Raw genomic sequence first — 18,963 nt, forward strand, 5'->3', positions numbered from 1 at the left:
GCTGGCATCCTTTGGCTGAATTCCTGAAGTATGCCGATGAGGCTAACACGGAAGCAGGCAGCAAGGGTTTGCCGGAATTACCGGCGAACCCGTGATTATGGGCCAGTCCGGCAACCGGCCCGGCAAAAACAGACGGTTACTGGAAGTCTGAAAACTCGTGGGGTTCCGCCGCCAGCGCCAGGCACAGGCTGCCGGGCCCAACGTAAATGGAGCTGGTAATGCCCATCTGCGACAACAGCAACTCTACACCGTGCTTTTCACAGGCATCGCGCAGGCGATTCAGGCCCGGCAGCTCTTCGATCTCAGTCCAGCTCAGGCCGCAGGACAAACTTACATAGGGTGTCAGCAAACCAGCTTCCAGACGGCCGATGGCGTAATTCATCACCTTTTCAACCGCCACGTTGAAGTCGCGGGTTTTGGCCACCGGCTTGCCTTCCACGCCCTGCCCGAAGATCACCGGGTTGATGTTCAGCACCTTACCCATGAAGGCGGCCATCGCAGACACGCTCTTGTCGCCGCGGCGCCGGGCCCGTTCACGGATGTAATGCAGGTCGCGGGGAATCACGCAGGTGTAGATCTTGTCGGTGAAGGTTTCCACCTCGTGGCGTAGGGCATTCTTGGAGACTTTCTGGTTGATCAGCCGCAGGGTGTGGGCCGCCAGCAATCCCTGGCCCGCAAAGATCTGCTTACTGTCGATGACCCGCATGGAGAATTTGCCTTCCCGGCCGGCGGCCTTGCGGGCGCCTTCGTAGTTGGCCATCACGGTGTTCATGGCTTCGGAGGCGTGGTCGAAAATCTGGCTGCGGCTTCGGGTGACGGTTTCACAGATGGCCACATCAAACTGAGTGACAATCTTTTCCATGAACAGGTTGTGGATCTGTTCTGCGGAAAAGGCTTCGGTTTCCGCCTGGTGGCCTTTATCAAGCAGGCCGCTCTGGTAGAACTCCTGGGTACGCACCGGATCGTGGGTATCGATGTAGGTCTGGCCATCAATAATGGCCGTTACCGGCAGCACAAACAGATCGTGTTTGCGGGAAAATTCATAGGGTAGATCACAGGCGGAATCAACGATCAAACCAACTCGCATGTGCAAAAGCCTCCGGGGTTCGGGTGTTTCCTCAGGCGGGAGCACCCTTTCTTGTGATTATTCTGGAGACACAAGTCTTGCACATGCCGGCGATAATTTCAGCCGCCCCGTGAAGCAGTTAACAAAAAGGCCCACGACAACAAATCCGGTAACCGAAAACAAAAAAAAGGAGGCCGAAGCCTCCCAAGGACACACAGTGGGTTGGTACCGCTGCTAGCTCAGCGGCACCGGGTTCAGAATTACTCGCTCGTCTCGGCGCCCGGCGCTTCCGGGTCAGAGGTAAACTTCAACAAGTGAGTACGCTCGATCAGGTAGTACAGGATGGCACCGGTGGCCAGGCCCCAGCCTGCGCCGTACACCGCCAGTACCACACCCATGGTGCCGGCAATGCCACGCTCGGTGTTGTTCTCCAACTGCTCCAGGCCCACCATCAAACAGATGTAACCGGTCAGCAGCAGGGTCAGCGACAGGGCAATCGGCAGCACCGGCTGGAAGAAGCTCACCAGCGGCAGCACGAACAGCGCAATGAAACCGGTAATCCAGAAGGTGCCACCACCGCTGTAGATGGAATCCATAGCATTACGGCCATACTTGTAGCGCTCGGCCATAGTAGCGGTTACGGCGGTCCAGATTGGGCCGGCCAGGCCAGGATACGGCGCGAAGAACGCATGGCCACCGTTCCGGATGGCGGTTACCAGGTGGGCGCGGTCGATGCTGTTGTCGATGTCTTCATCTTTGCGCAGGTGATCGACACGGCTCATCAGGGATTGACCCACCACGATGTCACCAAAGGCGATGACGTAGGCGATAACCGCGGTCGGAATGGCATACAGGAAAATGTTCAGGTCCGGGAAACCCACGCTGAACGGCAGGTAGTTCCACAACTGGTCAAAGGCCGGCTTGGTGATGCCCCACTGTACGTCGGGGACTTCATACTCGCCAACGGCAAAGCCCACCAGGATGGCCACAACCATGCCCGGCACCATGCCGTAGTTGGCAATCTTGCGGGCAATGTTGCTCTTGTCCACAAAGCCTTTGAAGGAAACGGAGAACATCAGGTACAGGCACACCAGGCCACCCACAATCAGGGAGATTGGCGTGTTGGCCAGGCGGCCACCGGCCTCGATTTCGCCCATCAGTGCAGCAATACCGGCACCGATGATAATACCGCCCTTCATGGACCGAGGAATCCAGTTCACCAGCTTGCTGCCCAGGCGGGTAACCCCCAGAAACAGGAAGATCAGGAACACCAGGAATTGCAGGGCAAAGAGCGCCTGGATGGCCTCGGGGCCGGGCTCGTAGTCTGAAAGGAACAGCAACACCACGGGTATACCCGGGGTAATCCAGCCGGGCACCAGCGGTACGCCCAGCAGGGCCGGCAGCATGAAGCCGATACCACACACCACAACGTAGGCCAGGGCCACGTCGTAGGGAACACCAAGGTATTTTTCCAGCAGGGGAATCATCGCCAGGCTGACCACGAACATGATCAGGGCCTGCACCATCTCCGCAAATTCCCAGCGATAGTGGACAAACGGAAGACGGATTTTGAAGGGGCCAGCCGGCCAGAACGGCTGTTCTTCACCGTTTTTTCTGTGGAACATTTGCATAAAACTACCTCCGGGCACGCCAGTGTCGGGTGCCAGTCAATGTTGTTTTTGTGGATAAGAGGTGTGGCTGCGCCCGGCGGCGCAGCCTTGCCGGATCAGTTCAGTTCTTTGGCCTGGTCCCGCAGTACAAACTTCTGGATCTTGCCGGTAGAGGTCTTCGGCAGCTCCGAGAACACCACGGTTTTAGGAACCTTGAAGCGGGCAAGGTGCTCGCGACAGAAGCTGATGATGTCTTCCTCGGTTACGTTGCCGGCGTCCGCTTTCAGGGTAATGAAGGCGCAGGGTGTCTCACCCCACTTCTCGTCCGGCCGGGCAACCACCGCGGCTTCCATCACCGCCGGGTGGCGATACAGGGTGTCTTCAACTTCGATGGTGGAGATGTTCTCGCCACCGGAGATGATGATGTCTTTCAGGCGGTCCTTGATTTCCATGTATCCGTCTTCGTGCCATACCGCCAGGTCGCCGGTGTGGAACCAGCCGCCCCGGAAGGCTTCTTCGGTGGCACTCGGGTTCTTCAGGTAGCCCTTCATTACCGTGTTACCACGCAGGAAGATCTCGCCGATGGTCTTGCCGTCTTTCGGCACCGGCTGCATGGTGTTGGGGTCTGCCACCATGGTGCCGCCCAGGGTGTGATAACGAACGCCCTGGCGCGCCTTGATCTGGGCACGTTCTTGCAGTGGCAGCTCATCCCACTCGGACTTCCAGGCACACACGGTAACCGGGCCGTACACTTCGGTCAGGCCGTAAACGTGGGTTACCTTGATGCCCATCTCTTCGATGGCACCAATCACCTGGGCTGGGGGCGCCGCACCGGCGGTCATGGATTTCACGTCGTGGTCGATACCGGCCTTGGCTTCCGGAGACGCATTCAGCAGCGCGTTCAGGACAATCGGCGCACCACACATGTGGGTTACCTGGTGGTCGCGGATCAGCTTGAGGATTTTCTCAGGGTCTACGCGGCGCAGGCACACATGGGTACCGGCCATGGCGGTGATGGTCCAGGGAAAACACCAGCCGTTGCAGTGGAACATCGGCAGGGTCCACAGGTACACCGGGTGCATGTCCATCGACCACACAGTCTGGTTACCCAGCGAGTTAATGTAGGCACCACGATGGTGGTAAACCACGCCCTTGGGGTTGCCGGTGGTACCGGACGTGTAGTTCAGGGAAATGGCATCCCACTCGTCGGCGGGGAAACTCCACTGATATTCGGGGTCACCCTCCTGCAGGAAGGCTTCGTAATCCAGGTCGCTTACCTGAACGCCTTCGCCGTACTCGGGATCATCAACATCGATCACCAGCGGCTTGTGTTCAAGGTGACGAACAGCATCTTTGACCACCTGACCGAATTCACGGTCGGCAATCACCACCTTTGCTTCACCATGCTCCAGCATGAAGGCAATGGCTTCGGCATCCAGGCGCACGTTCAGGGTGTTCAGCACAGCACCAATCATCGGCACACCAAAGTGGCATTCCACCATGGCCGGAATGTTCGGCAGCATCACCGCAACGGTATCACCACGGCTGATTCCGCGGCCCTTCAGGGCAGACGCCAGCCGGCGGCAGCGATCGTAGGTTTCGGCCCAGTTGCGACGGATGGCACCGTGAATAATCGCCGGATAATCCGGGTAAACACTGGCGGTACGTTCGATGAAATCAATGGGGGACTGGACCGCGTAGTTTGCGTTCCGGGGCTCAAGGCCCTGATCAAAGATCGAAGTCATTGGTGTGGTCCTCGTATGCTTATGTTGTTCTTATGCGTGTTCAGTAGAAACGCCAAAGCAGCTATACTTTGCATTAACAACAATGGTAGTTAACGAAATCAATACTAGAAACTCTACCATGGTATTATAGGAACATTACTATAATCTATGAAAATCCCCGAGAAAGACCCCCAACCCACACTCGTGACCAGCGCCGATGCCCGGGTTTTAAGCTGCAATGCCGCCGCCCGCCAGCTGGTGGAAGCCGCGCGCCTGGCCGAGGCCGGGGAACTCTTGCCGGTAAACGCCCCGGCCCTTGCTGCCTCGGCCCTGAACCAGGACCGGGCCATCGAGAACGTGGAATCCCGGTTTGCCGACAAGATCTGCCTCTGGACTTTCATTCCGGACTCCGACAAGCAGCAGGTCATGATTCGTGGGCGAGACGCCACCACCGATGTACTCACCCAGGAAGAAGCCCTGCGCTCCAGCCGGCTTTACCGGCTGATTACCGAGAACACCACAGACCTGATCTCCCGCCACGCCCCGGACGGCCGGTTTATCGACGCCACACCGGCCTCCTGGCGGCTGCTGGGCTACTGGCCGGAAGAGCTCAGGGGCAAATCCCTTGAAGAGGTTTTCGGCAACGACAAGGTGGCGGAACAACTGACTCACACCCGCAATCGCTTGCAGGAAGACGGCTACGCCACCCTGACCCTGGAAATCCAGCACCGCAACGGCAGCCGCCGCTGGTTCGAGATTGCCAGCCGGGCCATCCGGGAAACCTATACAGGCGCTGTGGTGGAAGTGATCAGCGTGTCCCGCGACATCACGCCCCGCATCGAGCAGGAAGAACAGAATCGCCTGCTGGCCGAGGAGCTGGCCCACACCGCCCGGCTGGCCACCCTGGGCGAACTGGCCTCGAGCATTGCCCATGAGATGAACCAGCCGCTGGCCTCGATTGTGAATTTCGCCAGCGCCAGCCAGCGCTTTCTGAAAGAAGCCGACAAGCGCCCGGAGAAACTGGCCAAGGTAGAGGATGGCTTGCAGAAGATCGTGCACCACGCCAACCGGGCCTCGGAAGTGATCAAGCGCCTGCGGGCCTTCCTGCGCAAAGGCCAGAAACAGATGGCCCCGGTGCAGTTAAACTCGGTGGTAAGCGACGTGGTTCGCCTGTGCCAGTGGGAAGGTGAAAAGAACGGCGTAAAGCTGCAAGAGAACCTGGCGGAGAATTCCCCGGTGATCACCGCAGACCCGATTTTGCTGGAGCAGGTGTTGATTAACCTGATTCGTAACGGCATTGAAGCCAACGTGGAAGCTGCCAACCAGGGCGAGAACCTGGAACCGTCCCGCATTACCGTATGCACCTGCATCAACGACCAGCAGGAAACCCTGATCCAGGTAACCGACGAAGGCCCGGGGCTGGACGACGAAGGTATTCGCCAGATGTTCCAGCCGTTCTATACCAGCAAGCCCAAGGGGCTGGGGCTGGGCTTATCCATGAGCCGATCCATCATTGAAGGCTTCGGCGGATTCCTGGACGCCACCCCTGCCGGCACCGGCGGTCTTTCACTGATTTGCCGCTTTCCGGCCAACCTTTCCTTCAACAACAGCCGCGGGAGCTCTAGAATGACCGCCGCCAACAATAATACGGAGAGATCCCCTGATGTCCGCTAGCACTCCTGCCGAAGCCAACACCGTGTTCGTGGTAGACGACGATGCCGGTATGCTCGAGTCCACCCAATGGCTGCTGGAATCGGTTGGATTACAGGTGCGGGCCTACAGCGACGGCCGCCAGTTTCTGAACGATGTGGCCGAAAACCGCCCCGGCTGTGTGGTGCTGGACATCCGCATGCCCGGGCTCGGCGGCCTGAACGTGCAGGAAGAACTGCAGAAACGCGGGCTGGAGATTCCCATCATCTTCGTGTCCGGCCATGCCGATGTGCCCATTGTGGTGCGCGCATTCAAATCCGGCGCCTTCGATTTCATCGAAAAGCCATTCAACGAGCAGTTGCTGCTGGACAGTGTGCAGCAGGCGCTTCAGGAGGCATCCTCAGCTCCGGAAAAGATCCCGGTCAGCGCCGATACCGAAGCCCTCATCAGCACCCTCACCCGTCGGGAGCGAGATGTGTTCCTGCCTCTGGCCCAAGGATACACCAGCCGGGAAATTGCCGAGCAGCTGGATGTGAGTGTCAAAACCATCGACCTGTACCGGGCCCGGGTGATGAAGCGCCTGGGCGCCGAACGGCTGCCGGATGTGACGGGCCTGGCCATCGCCGCCGGCCTGTTGGACCCCGAGCACCTGCGCGGCGTTCAGGCGCCCTGATCACGGAGCTCGTGGGCCAAGGCGCCCAGGCGGATAACCGCCTTTTCAATGCGCTCAGTCCAGGGATTGCCGCCATTCAGCCGCAAGCAGTTCTCAAACTTGTTGGTGGTGGAGAACATCAGGCCAGGCGCCACGTTGATGCCTTCCTGCCGGGCCCGACGGTACAGCCCGGTGCCTGACACACCCGCCGGCATCTGAACCCACAGGACAAATCCGCCCTGAGGCCGGCTGACCGCAGTGCCCTCCGGGAAAGACCGTGCCACCGCCGTGCGCAGCCGTTCAATACCTTCCCGGTAATGCTGCCGGGCCTGGCGCAGGTAACGATCGTAGCCGCCCTGCTCCAGAAAATGCGCCATTGCCAACTGCGGAATGGTCGAGGTGGCCAGGTTCACAAAATATTTGTGTTGGCGGGCGCTGGCCATGTGGCGCCCCGGGATCATCCAGCCCAGCCGAAGACCAGGCGACACGGTCTTGGAAAACGAACTGCAGAAAATAACGTTGTCGGAGCGGTCGAAGGCTTTGGCCGGCCGCGGGCGCTCACCCGAGTGATAGAGATCACCGTATATATCATCCTCAATCAATGGCACATTGGCCGCCGCCAGCATGGATACCAGCTGCTGCTTGCGCTCGTCACTCATTCTGGCACCCATTGGATTGCTGTGATTGGGCACCACCACGCAGGCCTTCAGTGGCCATTGCTCAAGCGCCAGTTGCAGACCCTCCAGGCTCATGCCTTCTGATGGATGAGTGGGAATTTCAATCACCCGCAAGCCCACCACCTCCAGCGCCTGCAGGATACCCGGAAAGGATGGCGACTCTACCGCAACAATATCGCCAGCCTGGGTGACCGCCCGCAGTGCCAGAATAATCGCTTCCTGCGCGCCATTGGTAACCAGCACATCATCCGGTGACACCGGAACCCCCAGTGTTGCCATGCGCTGGGCAATCTGGCGCCGGAAACTTTCCTTGCCGGGAAAGGCGTAATCCAGCGTTTCCAGCCCACGCCTCGCGGCCCAGATCGTGCTCTGCTGGATCTGCCGGACCGGCAGGTAATCCGGATGGGGAATGGCCGTTGCCAGTGGCACCATCAGTTTTTGCTCATCTGCACACAGATCCAGCGTCATCTCCCGGGCAGACACCGGCAAAGGCCGGGTGCGATGTTCCGGCATAGTTGGCTCCGGCACCTCCCGGGCCGGCAGACGCACGAAATAGCCGCTGCGCTCCCGGGCCTGAAGGAAACCACGGGCTTCGAGGGTCTGATGGGCCTGCAGCACGGTAGAAATGCTCACCCCGAACTGACGGCTGAGAGCCCTCACGCCCGGCAGGCGGTCTCCTGCCCGATAAACACCGTCTGCTATCAGCGCCTGCAACTGGTCAGCCACCTGGTTATATAGCGCACCCATACTTGCCTCCCACAATCACCATTCATCGCTCCATCACCTATTGGACCAGAACCACCAGCAAAACCGACAGTACAGATCGGCCACTTTTTATGCAGTACAGACCCCTGAAGATGACAACTGTACCGGCTCAATAAAAACTTATCTGAATCTGTTATGGAAGTCTGGCCCGGCAGACAATGGTGTCCGGATCAGAGAAGAAGGAATTTCACCATGGCCGCATCACTTTCAACACCTGCCCGTGCAGGCGAGAGGACACGCCCTCACTACCGGAGAAATCGCAAGGACGTACTTGGTCTTGCTGATGCCGGCGAAACCGGACACCCCACCCTGTTACAGGCCTTCCAGAAGCTCGCGCAGGCTGGCTTCAGTGTTAACCAGACCGCGCCAACGCACTGGATCATTCGAGGCAGAACGCCACTGCCAGAATTTCATTGCTACAGTGAACTGGAATTACAGCAGTTCACTGCTAACCGAACATAGGACGAACCATGCTGACACCGATCTTCCAGATAGATGCCTTTACCAACACACTGTTCGGCGGCAACCCGGCCGCCGTCATGCCGCTGCAACGCTGGCTGCCAGACTCCTTGTTGCAGGCCATTGCCGGGGAAAACAACCTGTCGGAAACCGCCTTTCTGGTGGCAACACCGGAGCTTGATGACGCCGACTTCCACATTCGCTGGTTCACCCCCACTGCCGAGGTGCCGTTATGCGGCCATGCCACCCTGGCCTCAGCCTGGGTGGTGTTCAACAAGCTGGACTGGCCCCACAACATCGTTCGATTCCAGTCAAAATCCGGGCCGCTGGCGGTTTCGCAAAAGCCGGACGGCTGGCTGGAACTCGACTTTCCAAACCTGGCCTTCGAACGCTGCCCCACTCCGGCCCTGATTACCGAAGCGCTGCCCGGCTCGCCGGATGAGGCCTTTTTCGTACCCAACGACACCAACTACATGGTGGTTCTGGAATCCGAGGCAGAGGTCAGGTCCGCCGTCCCGGATATCCGCAAACTGGCACAGCTGGGCAATCAAGGCCTGATTGTGACGGCGGAGGGGGAACACTGTGATTTTGTCAGCCGATACTTCGCGCCGGGCGTGGGTATCGATGAAGACCCGGTCACCGGTTCGATACACAGTATGCTAACGCCTTACTGGGCAGAACGTCTGGGCAAAACCTGCCTGCAGGCGCGGCAACTCTCGGCCCGGGGTGGTGAACTGCGCTGTGAACTGAAAGGCGAACGCGTGGCCATTGCCGGCCAGGCGGCGTTCTTCTTGGAAGGCTCCGTACAGCTGCCCTGAGACTGATATACTGCCCGCCGGTTTTCTATCAGCGGCGGGCAGGCAATGGCAGTATCCACATCCCAGTATGACGTGATCATCATCGGCGCCGGTGCCGCCGGGCTGATGTGCGCGGCCACCGCCGGCTATCGCGGCCGCAAAGTGCTGGTGATTGACCACGCCAACAGGCCCGGCAAGAAGATCCTGATGTCCGGCGGTGGCCGCTGCAACTTCACCAATCTGAACAGCACGCCGGCAAACTTCCTTTCGGACAATCCTCACTACTGCATCTCGGCCCTGAAGCGTTATACCCCGCAGGATTTCGTCGAACTGGTGGACCGCCACGGGGTGGAATACGAAGAAAAAGCGCCAGGACAGCTGTTCTGTAAAGACAGCGCAAAAGACATCCTCAATGTGCTGTTAACCGAGTGCGAGTGGGCGGGTGCAGAAATCCGTATGAACACCTCCGTTTCCGGCGTTCAGGCCTCCGGTTCCGGCTATACCGTCAAAACCGGTGCTGGCACCCTGAAGTGCCAGTCGCTGGTGGTTGCCACCGGCGGCCTGTCCATCCCTACCATGGGCGCGACCGGTTTCGGCTACGAACTGGCAAAGCAGTTCGGGCTAACAGTGCTACCCACCCGCGCCGGGCTGGTGCCCTTCACCCTGCACCCGGAGCTGAAGCAACAGCTGTCGCCCCTGGCCGGCGTAAGTTGCCCCGTAGACGCAAGCTGCCACAAGCAGCATTTTCGCGAGCCCATGCTGGTCACCCACCGGGGCCTGAGCGGGCCCGCCATGCTGCAGGTGTCCAGTTACTGGCAGCCGGGAGACGAACTGCACATCAACCTGCTGCCGGCACAAGCCATCCAGGACGACCTGTTTACCCTGCGCAAGCAGAAGCCCCAGTCCACCATGGCGCAGTACCTGAACCAGCACCTGCCCAAACGCTTCGCCCAGGCCTTCAATGAACTGCAGGGCTGGCACCGGCCACTGCAGGAATACCGTAACCAGGATATCGAGCAGATTGCCGACACCCTGGGCAACTGGACCATCAAACCCGCCGGCACCGAAGGTTACCGGACCGCCGAGGTGACCCTGGGCGGACTGGATACCCGACAGTTATCCTCGAAAACCATGGCCGTGCTGGAGCAGCCAAACCTGTTCTTTATCGGCGAGGTGGTGGATGTGACCGGCCATCTGGGCGGGCATAACTTTCAATGGGCGTGGGCGTCCGGCGTGGCGGCAGGCAACGAGGCCTGAGCCGGTTACAGATATTTCTCGATAGGTAACCAGGACAGGAAGCGCGACGTCGCCCGCCGCCAGAACCCGACGCCCGGCTCATGGCCAACCTGCTCGCCCTTAGACTGCCAGACCAGGTCGCCCTGCTTGTCCAGCCTTACCTGCCAGCTGTTTTCCGGGGCCATGGCATAACGGATGTCTTCGGCAACAGCAGTCGCCAGTTCCGGGCTATGGATAATCAGCACAGTTTCGCCATTCAGGTAGATCGAGCGCAGGTTGACGTTGAACGAGCCGATGAACAGGGTTTCCCGGTCAAACACCACTGCCTTGGAATGCAGGCTGACAGCACCCTGTTCGCAGGCCGAGCGGCTGGCTACCCAGTGCTGGCAGGCCGGCGCATCCGGGCGCAGTTCGTATAGTTCGATGCCCTGCTCCAGCATTTCCCGGCGCCAGCGGGCATAGCCGGAGTGGTTGGTCACCAGGTCGTTGGTTGCCAGGGAATTGGTTAACGCCGCCACCTTCAGCGGCTGGTTGTCCAGCGCTCCGAGGTTGTCGAGCTGGTTGTCTGCCAGGATCAGGTAAGCGGACTCAATCAGGATTTCGGATTGGGCTGCCTGAACCAGTCCGTACAAGGCCCTGGCGGTATTCTGGGGGGAATCCGCCGGAACCTGGGGATCTTGCGGTGGCGGGTCAAACACCAGTTCGCCAGGGGCCTGCACCATACCGGCAAACCAGCCCCTCAGATAGGTTTCCGCCGCGTCCCGTTCCTGGTGGGGAACGGCCCGGAGGCCCGGATCAGCCGCCGTTTCCCTGAGCAGTTGTGACAGTGCATCGCGGCCAGCGAGGTTGTCAGGCAGGTCATAGAGGGTAGCCAGCGGATAGGCCCACTGATTATTCCAATAGGCCTCGAAGTTGGCGGTCATATCTTCAGCAAGCGGCCCCAGAACCATCACATCCCGGTCCCGGAAATTCAGGCTGGGATGTTCGTCAAAATATTCGTCACCAATGTTACGCCCGCCGGCGATGCCCACCTGGCCGTCCACCACAAAGGTTTTGTTGTGCATGCGCCGGTTGATGCGGTCGAAGTCGGTAATCAGCGACAACCAGCGCCCCACCCCGCTGCGGGAACGGGCCGGGTTGAAGATACGCACCCGGATGTTGGGGTGTATTGCCATCGCAGCAAACAGCGGCTCCTTGCCAGCCACGTTGATGTCGTCCAGCAGCAGGCGCACCTGAACGCCACGGTCTGCAGCGGCTACCAGCCGGCCGGCCAGGTAGCGCCCGGTGGAATCGTTATTCCAGATGTAATACTGGGCGTCGATAAACTGTTCGGCGGTTTCGATCAGCGCAGCCCGCACCAGGAAGGCATCACGGCCACTGTTCAGCAGCTGAAAGCCGGTGTTCGGGGAGTCTGGGGCAAGGTGCATCCGGCGCTGGTCCGTTATGAAGGAATCCTTCACCGAGGATAGCCGGAAATCCGGGTCATGCACGACCGGTTTCAGGGCAGTGGAACACCCGGCCAGCATCAGCAAGGCGCAGAGGCTGGCGACAAGCGAAAGTAATCGCTGACCGGGCATAGGCTGGGCTCCTTAGCGAAGGATAACCAGGGGCTTCTTCGCGGTTTTCAGCATGGTGGTTGTGGTGCTGCCCACCAGGAACTGGCGAATGCGGGAATGGCCATAAGCGCCCATGACCAGCATGTCGATGTCGTGCTCGTCCTGATAGGCATGGAGCGTGGGCTCCACATCGCCGGCGCGGATGGCGAGCGTGATCTCCACATCCAGGCCTGCCAGCATTTTCTCGGCCTTCCGTAGCTGTTCCCAACGGTCTGCCGTATCTGCCCCTACCATCACCAGGTGCAGGGGCATGCCTTTCAGAACCGGGCTGGCGGCCACCATTTCCACGCCTTTGAAGGCGGTTTCGCTGCCATCAAAGGCCAACATGGCGCTCTTCGGCTGGGTAAATTCGTCGGGCACCAGCAGAATCGGGCGGTGAACGCTGCGGATCACGGTTTCCAGCTGGCTGCCGATGTGAATATCCCGGTCGGAGCTGCTTTCACCGTGCAGACCCATCACGAACAGGCGGGTTTCTTTCTCCAGGGCCAGCAGCGAATCGGTCAGATTATCATGGCGCTGGCGCTTTACCACTTCGGCAATGCCGGCCTTCTGTACCCGCGCTTCGGCTTCATCCAGCATGTGGTGGCCGTGCTCCAGGGCCAGTTTGGAGCGTTTCCGGTCAAGGTCTGCCAGCTCGTCCAGCAAGTGCTCCCGGCTACCCAGCCCGATGCTACCAGCCAGGTCCGGTTCCGCGGGGTAGCGCTCTTCATCCAGAACGTGCAGCAACATCAGCGGTGTTTCCATGTGCCGGCTGGCCCAGGCGGCGTAATCACACACCGCGGGGGCTGCCCGGGAACCGTCGATACAGGCCACTACTCGTAACATGTTCGCCTCGCCTTTCTGATTCATGGTCAGTGCCCTCCCATCAGCTGGTCAACGGCTTCGGGCTTGTCATGCACCCCGAAACGGTCAACGATGGTGGCACTGGCTTCGTTCAGGCCGATTACCTCAACGTCTGCACCCTCACGGCGGAACTTGATGACCGCCTTGTCCAGCGCACCTACGGCAGTAATATCCCAGAAGTGTGCGCGGCTCAGGTCTATCACAACATTATCCACCGCTTCCTTGAAGTCAAAGGATTCGAGGAACTTTTCCGAAGAACTGAAGAATACCTGGCCTACAACCGTGTAGCGACGGGTGTCGGTTTGCTCGTCCAGTTCGGAGGTCACCAGCATGTAATGGCCCACCTTGTTGGCGAAGAACAGGGCTGCCAGCAAAACACCGGCCAGCACGCCGAATGCCAGGTTGTGGGTGGCCACCACCACAATCACCGTCACCAGCATGACAATGTTGGTGGACAGGGGATGCTCCCGAAGATTGCGAATGGAATCCCAGCTGAAGGTACCGATGGATACCATAATCATCACCGCCACCAGGGCGGCCATGGGAATCTGTACCAGCCACTTGTCCAGAACCAGCACCAGAATCAGCAGGAACACGCCGGCTGTCAGCGTCGAGAGCCGGGTACGGCCGCCGGATTTCACGTTAATAATGGACTGGCCGATCATGGCGCAACCGGCCATGCCACCCAGCAGGCCGGAACCGATGTTGGCAATCCCCTGGCCTTTACACTCGCGGTTGCGGTCACTGGTGGTATCGGTCAGGTCATCCACGATGGTGGCGGTCATCAGCGATTCCAGCAAGCCCACGACGGCCAGGCCGAGGGAATACGGCAGGATGATCATCAGGGTTTCCAGGGTCAGGGGCACATCCGGCCACAGGAAAATCGGCAGGGTATCCGGCAGCTCACCCATATCTCCGACGGTGCGGATGTCCAGCCCGACAATCATGGCCACGGCCGTCAAACCCACAATACACACCAGCGGAGAAGGGATCAGCTTGCCGACCACAGGCACCAGCGGGAACAGGTAGATAATGCCAAGGCCCGCAGCCGTCATGGCATAGACGTGCCAGGTTACGTTGGTCAGTTCCGGCAGCTGGGCCATGAAGATCAGGATAGCCAGCGCGTTCACAAAGCCGGTAACCACCGAGCGCGACACAAACCGCATCAGCCCACCCAATTTAAGGTAGCCGGCTGCAATCTGGATGACACCGGTCAGCAGGGTAGCCGCCAGCAGGTACTGCAGGCCGTGCTCTTTCACCAGCGTAACCATCAACAACGCCATGGCGCCGGTGGCTGCAGAGATCATCCCCGGCCGGCCGCCAACAAAGGCAATGATTACGGCAATACAGAAAGAGGCATACAGGCCGACTTTCGGGTCTACGCCCGCAATGATGGAGAACGCGATGGCCTCCGGGATCAACGCCAGCGCCACCACAATACCGGCGAGCAGGTCGCCACGAATGTTCGAGAACCAGTTTTGCTTGAGTGCATTTATCATGGCAGGAAATATCGCTTTAACTTATTGGGAGGTCATATCGGGGCCGCGCAGGTTACCAGAAACCGCCTGAAAAGTATGGCAGCGCGATGTTGCTAACCGGCTAAAGGGTGACCTGGCCACCGGTAATTGCCTAGAATGCAAGGCAAATCTATTTTTTCAGGGACACGCGGCCTGTGGATGACGTAGCCAGCCAGTTTATTGCCTCTAACCAGACCACCATTAACCTGGCCGTGGCCCTGTTGCTGGGCGCGATTGTTGGCCTGGAGCGGGGCTGGGATGCCCGGGAGCAGAAGTCCGGGGAGCGAATCGCCGGTATCCGCACCTTCTCGCTGGTGGGGCTGCTCGGTGGCATCTCGGCAGTGCTGGCCTCGGAGATTACAGTTTGGGCATTCCCGGTGCTGCTACTCAGCGTGGTGGCCATGGGGCTGGTGGCTTACAGCGAGCGGCTCGAACACATTCGCAATTTCAGCATCACCGGGCTGGTGGGCATGCTGCTGACCTTCTGTTTTGGTGCGGTGGCGGTCGCGGTCGACCCGGTGATTGCCACGGCAGCGGCGGTGGTCACCGCCATTATCCTGGACAACAAGCAAGAAATTCACGGCTGGGTGCAGAAGCTCCAGGCCCATGAACTGGACGCGGCCCTTAAACTGCTCTTGATCTCCGTGGTGATGCTGCCCCTGCTGCCCAACGAGCGCATGGGCCCGGGCGGTGTGCTGAACCCTCGGGAAATCTGGTGGATGGTGGTGATGATTGCATCCATCTCCTTCGTCGGCTACTTCGCCATCCGGGTCGCCGGCGCCCGCAAGGGCATTCTGTTCACCAGCCTGTTTGCCGGCCTCAGTTCGTCCACCGCCCTGACCCTGCACTTTGCCCGCCAGTCCCGAAGTAACGAAGGCTTCAGCCCCCAGTTTGCCGCCGGCATCCTGATTGCCTGCGGCACCATGTTCCCCCGCATCCTGGTGTACTGCCTGGTGATCAACACTGCCCTGCTGCCCAGCCTGGTCTGGCCGGTGCTGGTTATGACTATCCTGCTCTACGGCCCGGCGTTGTACATCTGGCAGAAAAACTCCAAACAGCTGCAGGTCAGCCAGCCCAGCTTGTCCCAGAACCCGCTGGATCTGTCTTCCGCACTGGTGTTCGGGTTGCTGCTGACCGCTATCCTGCTGCTGGGGGAATTCCTGAAAAATGCGTTTGGCGATGCCGGCATCTTCGCGCTGGCGGCCACCTCCGGCGTGGCAGACGTGGATGCGATTACCCTATCGCTCACCCGTATGTCCAACAACGGACTGGCGATGGACACCGCTGTGCTGGGCATCGTGATCGCAGCGGCGGTGAACAACCTGGTGAAGTCCGGTATTGCCTGGAGCATCGGCAACCGGCAGACCGGACTGCTGGTGGCCGGGCCCATGGTGCTGTCACTGGGGGCCGGCTTGCTGGTGGCGTGGATTCAATAACTAACTGCCTGAATTTTCAGCGCAAGCGTCTAAACTGACGGTAGGCTTCCATTTCCTTCAAGGGCTCTCCATGCAGCAACACCGTCAACTCGCCCAGGTTTCACTGGCTTTTTTGATTGCCTCCGCAGTTACCCTGGGCATGTTGATTCTGACCATCGTTCTGGTGGGCCAGAGTTTCCGTGGCATGGAACAAGCCAAGGTCACCGCAGCCACGGCCACCGCCCGGCAGCTGGCGATCAGTGTGGATGACCGGATTCAGGCCATTACCCAACCCCCGTCCACCGCCCTTGCGGTGCTCCGGCACGACCCACTCACCGAAGCCGATACCCTGGAACAACGCCTGGACCGCCTGCCGGTTGTGGCCGACATCCTGGCCAGCAGCGAGATTGTCAGTGCCGTATACGCGGGCTATGAAAACGGCGACTTTTTCCTGTTCCGGAAATTGCAGAATTCGAGCGCCAGGCAGTTTCCGGATGCACCGGCCAACAGTCATTACCTGCTGCAAAGCCTGGTTCGCACCGGCAACGATCACCAAGGCCGCTGGCATTTCTATGACCACAACCTGAATCTGCTTGAGCAAAGGGACCTGGCCAGTTACAACTTTGATCCGCGCGAAAGGCCCTGGTACCAGGCCGCCCGGGAATCAGGCGCCCTGACGTTATCTGCGCCCTATGTGTTTTTTACCACCCAGGAAACCGGCATCACCCTGTCGCAGCGTGCCAGCGAAAAGGCAGGAACCGTTCTGGGCATTGATGTCACGGTCACCGACCTTGGTGCCCAGCTGGCGGAGCTGAAGCAAACCCCCGGCAGCCGCATTGCCATCCTGAACGCCTCGGGCCAGCTGCTGGCCGGCTCGTCACAGGATAGTGAGCCAGGCGAGGTAGTACTCCAGGCCCTGCAACCGGAAAGCCATAGCGGCATCAGCCAGTTCACCCGCGACGGGCGAAGCTGGTACGGCATCAGTGAACCCCTTGAGTCTCTGCCCGGCGAGGAATTGTCCATTGTTGTCGCCATACCCTCCAACGAGTTACTGGCCGATGTCTGGGCCGCCCTCACCCGGCAAACCCTGATCGCCGGGGCCATCGCCCTGCTGTTACTGCTGGCAGGCTGGGTACTGGGCAGGCAGGTCGGTAAACCTATTGAACTGCTGACCGGGCAGGTCAGCCGGCTGTCCAGGTTCCGGTTTGATACGCCGATGCGGTCGACCTCCCACATTCGCGAAGCCTCCGAGCTGAGCATCGCGCTGGACGATATGGCCCACACCATTCGAAGCTTCCAGAGTATCTCGACCGTGCTGAACCGGGGCCAGGATCTCAAACAGTTGCTAAACGACATCCTCGAACAGCTTGTGAGCATCGTCGGGCAGGAACGGGGTGCGGTGTATCTGTTCAACAGTCGCGTGCAAAAACTGGAACTGTCTGTTAACCGGGGGCTGGAGTTGCCACAGGCTGTAAACCCGGTCGCCCCGGACGCCAGCGACTACGACGTTATTCAGGAGCTTCGCCGATACATTGCCGGGCACCCGGTGTTTGCGGTACTCAGGAACCGCCGCAGGAAACTGATCGGTGTGCTGGTTATCGAGATCGAAAACGGTGATCAAACCAACCTGAGTGATGACCTGATTACCTTTGTTGATGAGATTGCCGGCTCTGCCGCGGTTGCCATCGAAACCCGGGAACTGATCGAAAGCCAGCAGGCCCTGCTGGACGGCATTATCCGGCTGGTAGCAAACGCCATTGATGCCAAGTCACCCTACACTGGCGGCCATTGCGAGCGGGTTCCCAAACTGGCGCAGATGCTGGTTGAACAGGCGGAGCAGAGTTCCGAAGGCGCCTTCGCCAGCTTCGGCATGACGGAAGACGAGCGCTACGAATTCCACCTGGCGGCCTGGCTGCACGATTGCGGCAAGATCACCAGCCCGGAATACGTAGTCGACAAAGCAGTGAAACTGGAGACCATCTACAACCGCATCCATGAAACCCGCACCCGGTTTGAAGTGCTGCACCGGGATGCCGAAATCACCTGCCTGAAGGCCATCCTGGCCGGTGGGGATCCGGACCAAGCGCGGCAAGACAAAGCCGACGTCCAAACCCGCCTGCAGGAGGACTTCCGCTTTCTGGCCGCCGTTAATCAGGGCAGCGAGAGCATGGAGGATGCTGACATCGAACGCATCCACGCCATTGCCGGGCAAACCTGGACCCGCCATTTCAGTGACCGGCTGGGGCTGTCAGAGGAAGAGCAACAGGCCCTGAAAGGCCATCCGGAGCCCCCGCTGCCTGCCACCGAAACACTGCTGGCCGACAAACCCGGCCACCTGAGAGCCTGGGGTGAGCATGTGCCACCGGTGCGCAAAGATGACCCGGAAAACCGCGGGGGCTTCGATATGTCGTTGCCGGAATACGCCTATAACCAGGGCGAACTGCATAACCTGACGGTGCGTTACGGCACCCTGACCGAGGAAGAGCGCTTCAAGATCAACGAGCACATTGTGCAAACCATCTGCATGCTCGATGCCCTGCCCCTGCCCGACCGCCTGGCCAGGGTACCGCGACTGGCGGGCACCCACCATGAGCGGACTGACGGCAACGGCTACCCCTGCCGCCTGACCGGCGATGACATGGGCGTTCCGGAAAAAATCATGGCCGTTGCCGATGTGTTCGAAGCCCTGACCGCCTCGGATCGTCCCTACAAGCGGGGTAAAACCCTGTCGGAATCCCTGACCATTATGGCCGGCATGGTTGAAAACGGGCACCTGGATGGCGAGGTTTTCCGGCTGTTTGTAAGCTCCGGCGTCTGGCGTAACTATGCCGAACAGCACCTGCATGCCGACCAGGTCGACACCGTGGATGAAAGCCTGTTCATGAAGCCTTGACCAAAAACCCGTATATTCTACGGACTGATTTACTAGCGAAGGA

Annotated in this window: 14 protein-coding genes; 7 read left to right on the plus strand and 7 right to left on the minus strand. The window is 59.7% G+C overall.

Annotated features, from left to right (window positions below; translation table 11 throughout):
- Positions 1-136: 136 nt before the first annotated feature.
- The 3 genes from LWH94_RS10745 to LWH94_RS10755 all read right to left on the minus strand — a co-directional run bounded on the left by LWH94_RS10745 (position 137) and on the right by LWH94_RS10755 (position 4,421).
- Positions 137-1,087: a DegV family protein gene (locus LWH94_RS10745; RefSeq protein ID WP_058341078.1), complete on the minus strand. Its 951-nt coding sequence runs from the start codon at positions 1,085-1,087 to the stop codon at positions 137-139.
- A 239-nt stretch (positions 1,088-1,326) separates the two neighbouring features.
- Positions 1,327-2,697, minus strand: coding sequence for a solute carrier family 23 protein (locus LWH94_RS10750; RefSeq protein WP_232902208.1), 1,371 nt, complete (start codon positions 2,695-2,697; stop codon positions 1,327-1,329).
- Positions 2,698-2,792: 95 nt separating this feature from the next.
- Complete coding sequence (locus tag LWH94_RS10755) at positions 2,793-4,421, minus strand: acyl-CoA synthetase (RefSeq protein ID WP_232902209.1); 1,629 nt, start codon at positions 4,419-4,421, stop codon at positions 2,793-2,795.
- Between the two features lie 147 nt (positions 4,422-4,568).
- Here LWH94_RS10755 and LWH94_RS10760 point away from each other — a divergent pair, with 147 nt between their 5' ends.
- The gene (locus tag LWH94_RS10760) at positions 4,569-6,074 is read left to right on the plus strand and encodes a sensor histidine kinase (RefSeq protein ID WP_232902210.1); all 1,506 of its coding nucleotides are present in this window, start codon (positions 4,569-4,571) and stop codon (positions 6,072-6,074) included.
- Entirely contained in the window at positions 6,064-6,723 is a 660-nt protein-coding gene (locus tag LWH94_RS10765) for a response regulator transcription factor (RefSeq protein WP_022989409.1), read from the plus strand. The genes LWH94_RS10760 and LWH94_RS10765 overlap by 11 nt, the downstream gene beginning before the upstream one ends.
- Here the strand turns inward: LWH94_RS10765 and LWH94_RS10770 are convergent.
- Complete coding sequence (locus LWH94_RS10770; RefSeq protein ID WP_232902211.1) at positions 6,711-8,126, minus strand: aminotransferase-like domain-containing protein; 1,416 nt, start codon at positions 8,124-8,126, stop codon at positions 6,711-6,713. The genes LWH94_RS10765 and LWH94_RS10770 overlap by 13 nt on opposite strands.
- A gap of 210 nt (positions 8,127-8,336) precedes the next feature.
- On the opposite strand from LWH94_RS10770, the gene LWH94_RS10775 reads away from it, so the two are divergent.
- Genes LWH94_RS10775 through LWH94_RS10785 form a run of 3 tightly spaced genes read left to right on the plus strand, consistent with a single transcriptional unit; the run spans position 8,337 to position 10,657 of the window.
- Complete coding sequence (locus LWH94_RS10775; RefSeq protein WP_152521774.1) at positions 8,337-8,606, plus strand: hypothetical protein; 270 nt, start codon at positions 8,337-8,339, stop codon at positions 8,604-8,606.
- Positions 8,607-8,614: 8 nt separating this feature from the next.
- A complete protein-coding gene (locus tag LWH94_RS10780) occupies positions 8,615-9,421 on the plus strand; it encodes a PhzF family phenazine biosynthesis protein (protein WP_232902212.1) in 807 nt (268 codons plus the stop codon).
- A 45-nt stretch (positions 9,422-9,466) separates the two neighbouring features.
- Complete coding sequence (locus tag LWH94_RS10785; protein WP_232902213.1) at positions 9,467-10,657, plus strand: NAD(P)/FAD-dependent oxidoreductase; 1,191 nt, start codon at positions 9,467-9,469, stop codon at positions 10,655-10,657.
- A gap of 5 nt (positions 10,658-10,662) precedes the next feature.
- On the opposite strand, the gene LWH94_RS10790 is transcribed toward LWH94_RS10785, so the two are convergent.
- Genes LWH94_RS10790 through LWH94_RS10800 form a run of 3 tightly spaced genes read right to left on the minus strand, consistent with a single transcriptional unit; the run spans position 10,663 to position 14,594 of the window.
- Positions 10,663-12,213, minus strand: a complete 1,551-nt coding sequence (locus tag LWH94_RS10790; protein WP_232902214.1) for a phospholipase D family protein — start codon at positions 12,211-12,213, stop codon at positions 10,663-10,665.
- 12 nt (positions 12,214-12,225) lie between these two features.
- Positions 12,226-13,101 (minus strand): universal stress protein, encoded by an 876-nt coding sequence (locus tag LWH94_RS10795; protein ID WP_058341072.1) that lies wholly within the window; start codon positions 13,099-13,101, stop codon positions 12,226-12,228.
- Between the two features lie 2 nt (positions 13,102-13,103).
- Positions 13,104-14,594, minus strand: coding sequence for a SulP family inorganic anion transporter (locus LWH94_RS10800; RefSeq protein WP_022989415.1), 1,491 nt, complete (start codon positions 14,592-14,594; stop codon positions 13,104-13,106).
- 173 nt (positions 14,595-14,767) lie between these two features.
- Here LWH94_RS10800 and LWH94_RS10805 point away from each other — a divergent pair, with 173 nt between their 5' ends.
- Together LWH94_RS10805 and LWH94_RS10810 are read left to right on the plus strand one after the other, a co-directional pair.
- Positions 14,768-16,048, plus strand: a complete 1,281-nt coding sequence (locus tag LWH94_RS10805) for an MgtC/SapB family protein (protein WP_022989416.1) — start codon at positions 14,768-14,770, stop codon at positions 16,046-16,048.
- 70 nt (positions 16,049-16,118) lie between these two features.
- Entirely contained in the window at positions 16,119-18,920 is a 2,802-nt protein-coding gene (locus LWH94_RS10810) for an HD domain-containing phosphohydrolase (protein WP_232902215.1), read from the plus strand.
- The last annotated feature ends 43 nt before the right edge of the window (positions 18,921-18,963 follow it).

Source organism: Marinobacter sp. G11 (assembly GCF_021282325.1).
Classification (GTDB): domain Bacteria; phylum Pseudomonadota; class Gammaproteobacteria; order Pseudomonadales; family Oleiphilaceae; genus Marinobacter; species Marinobacter vinifirmus.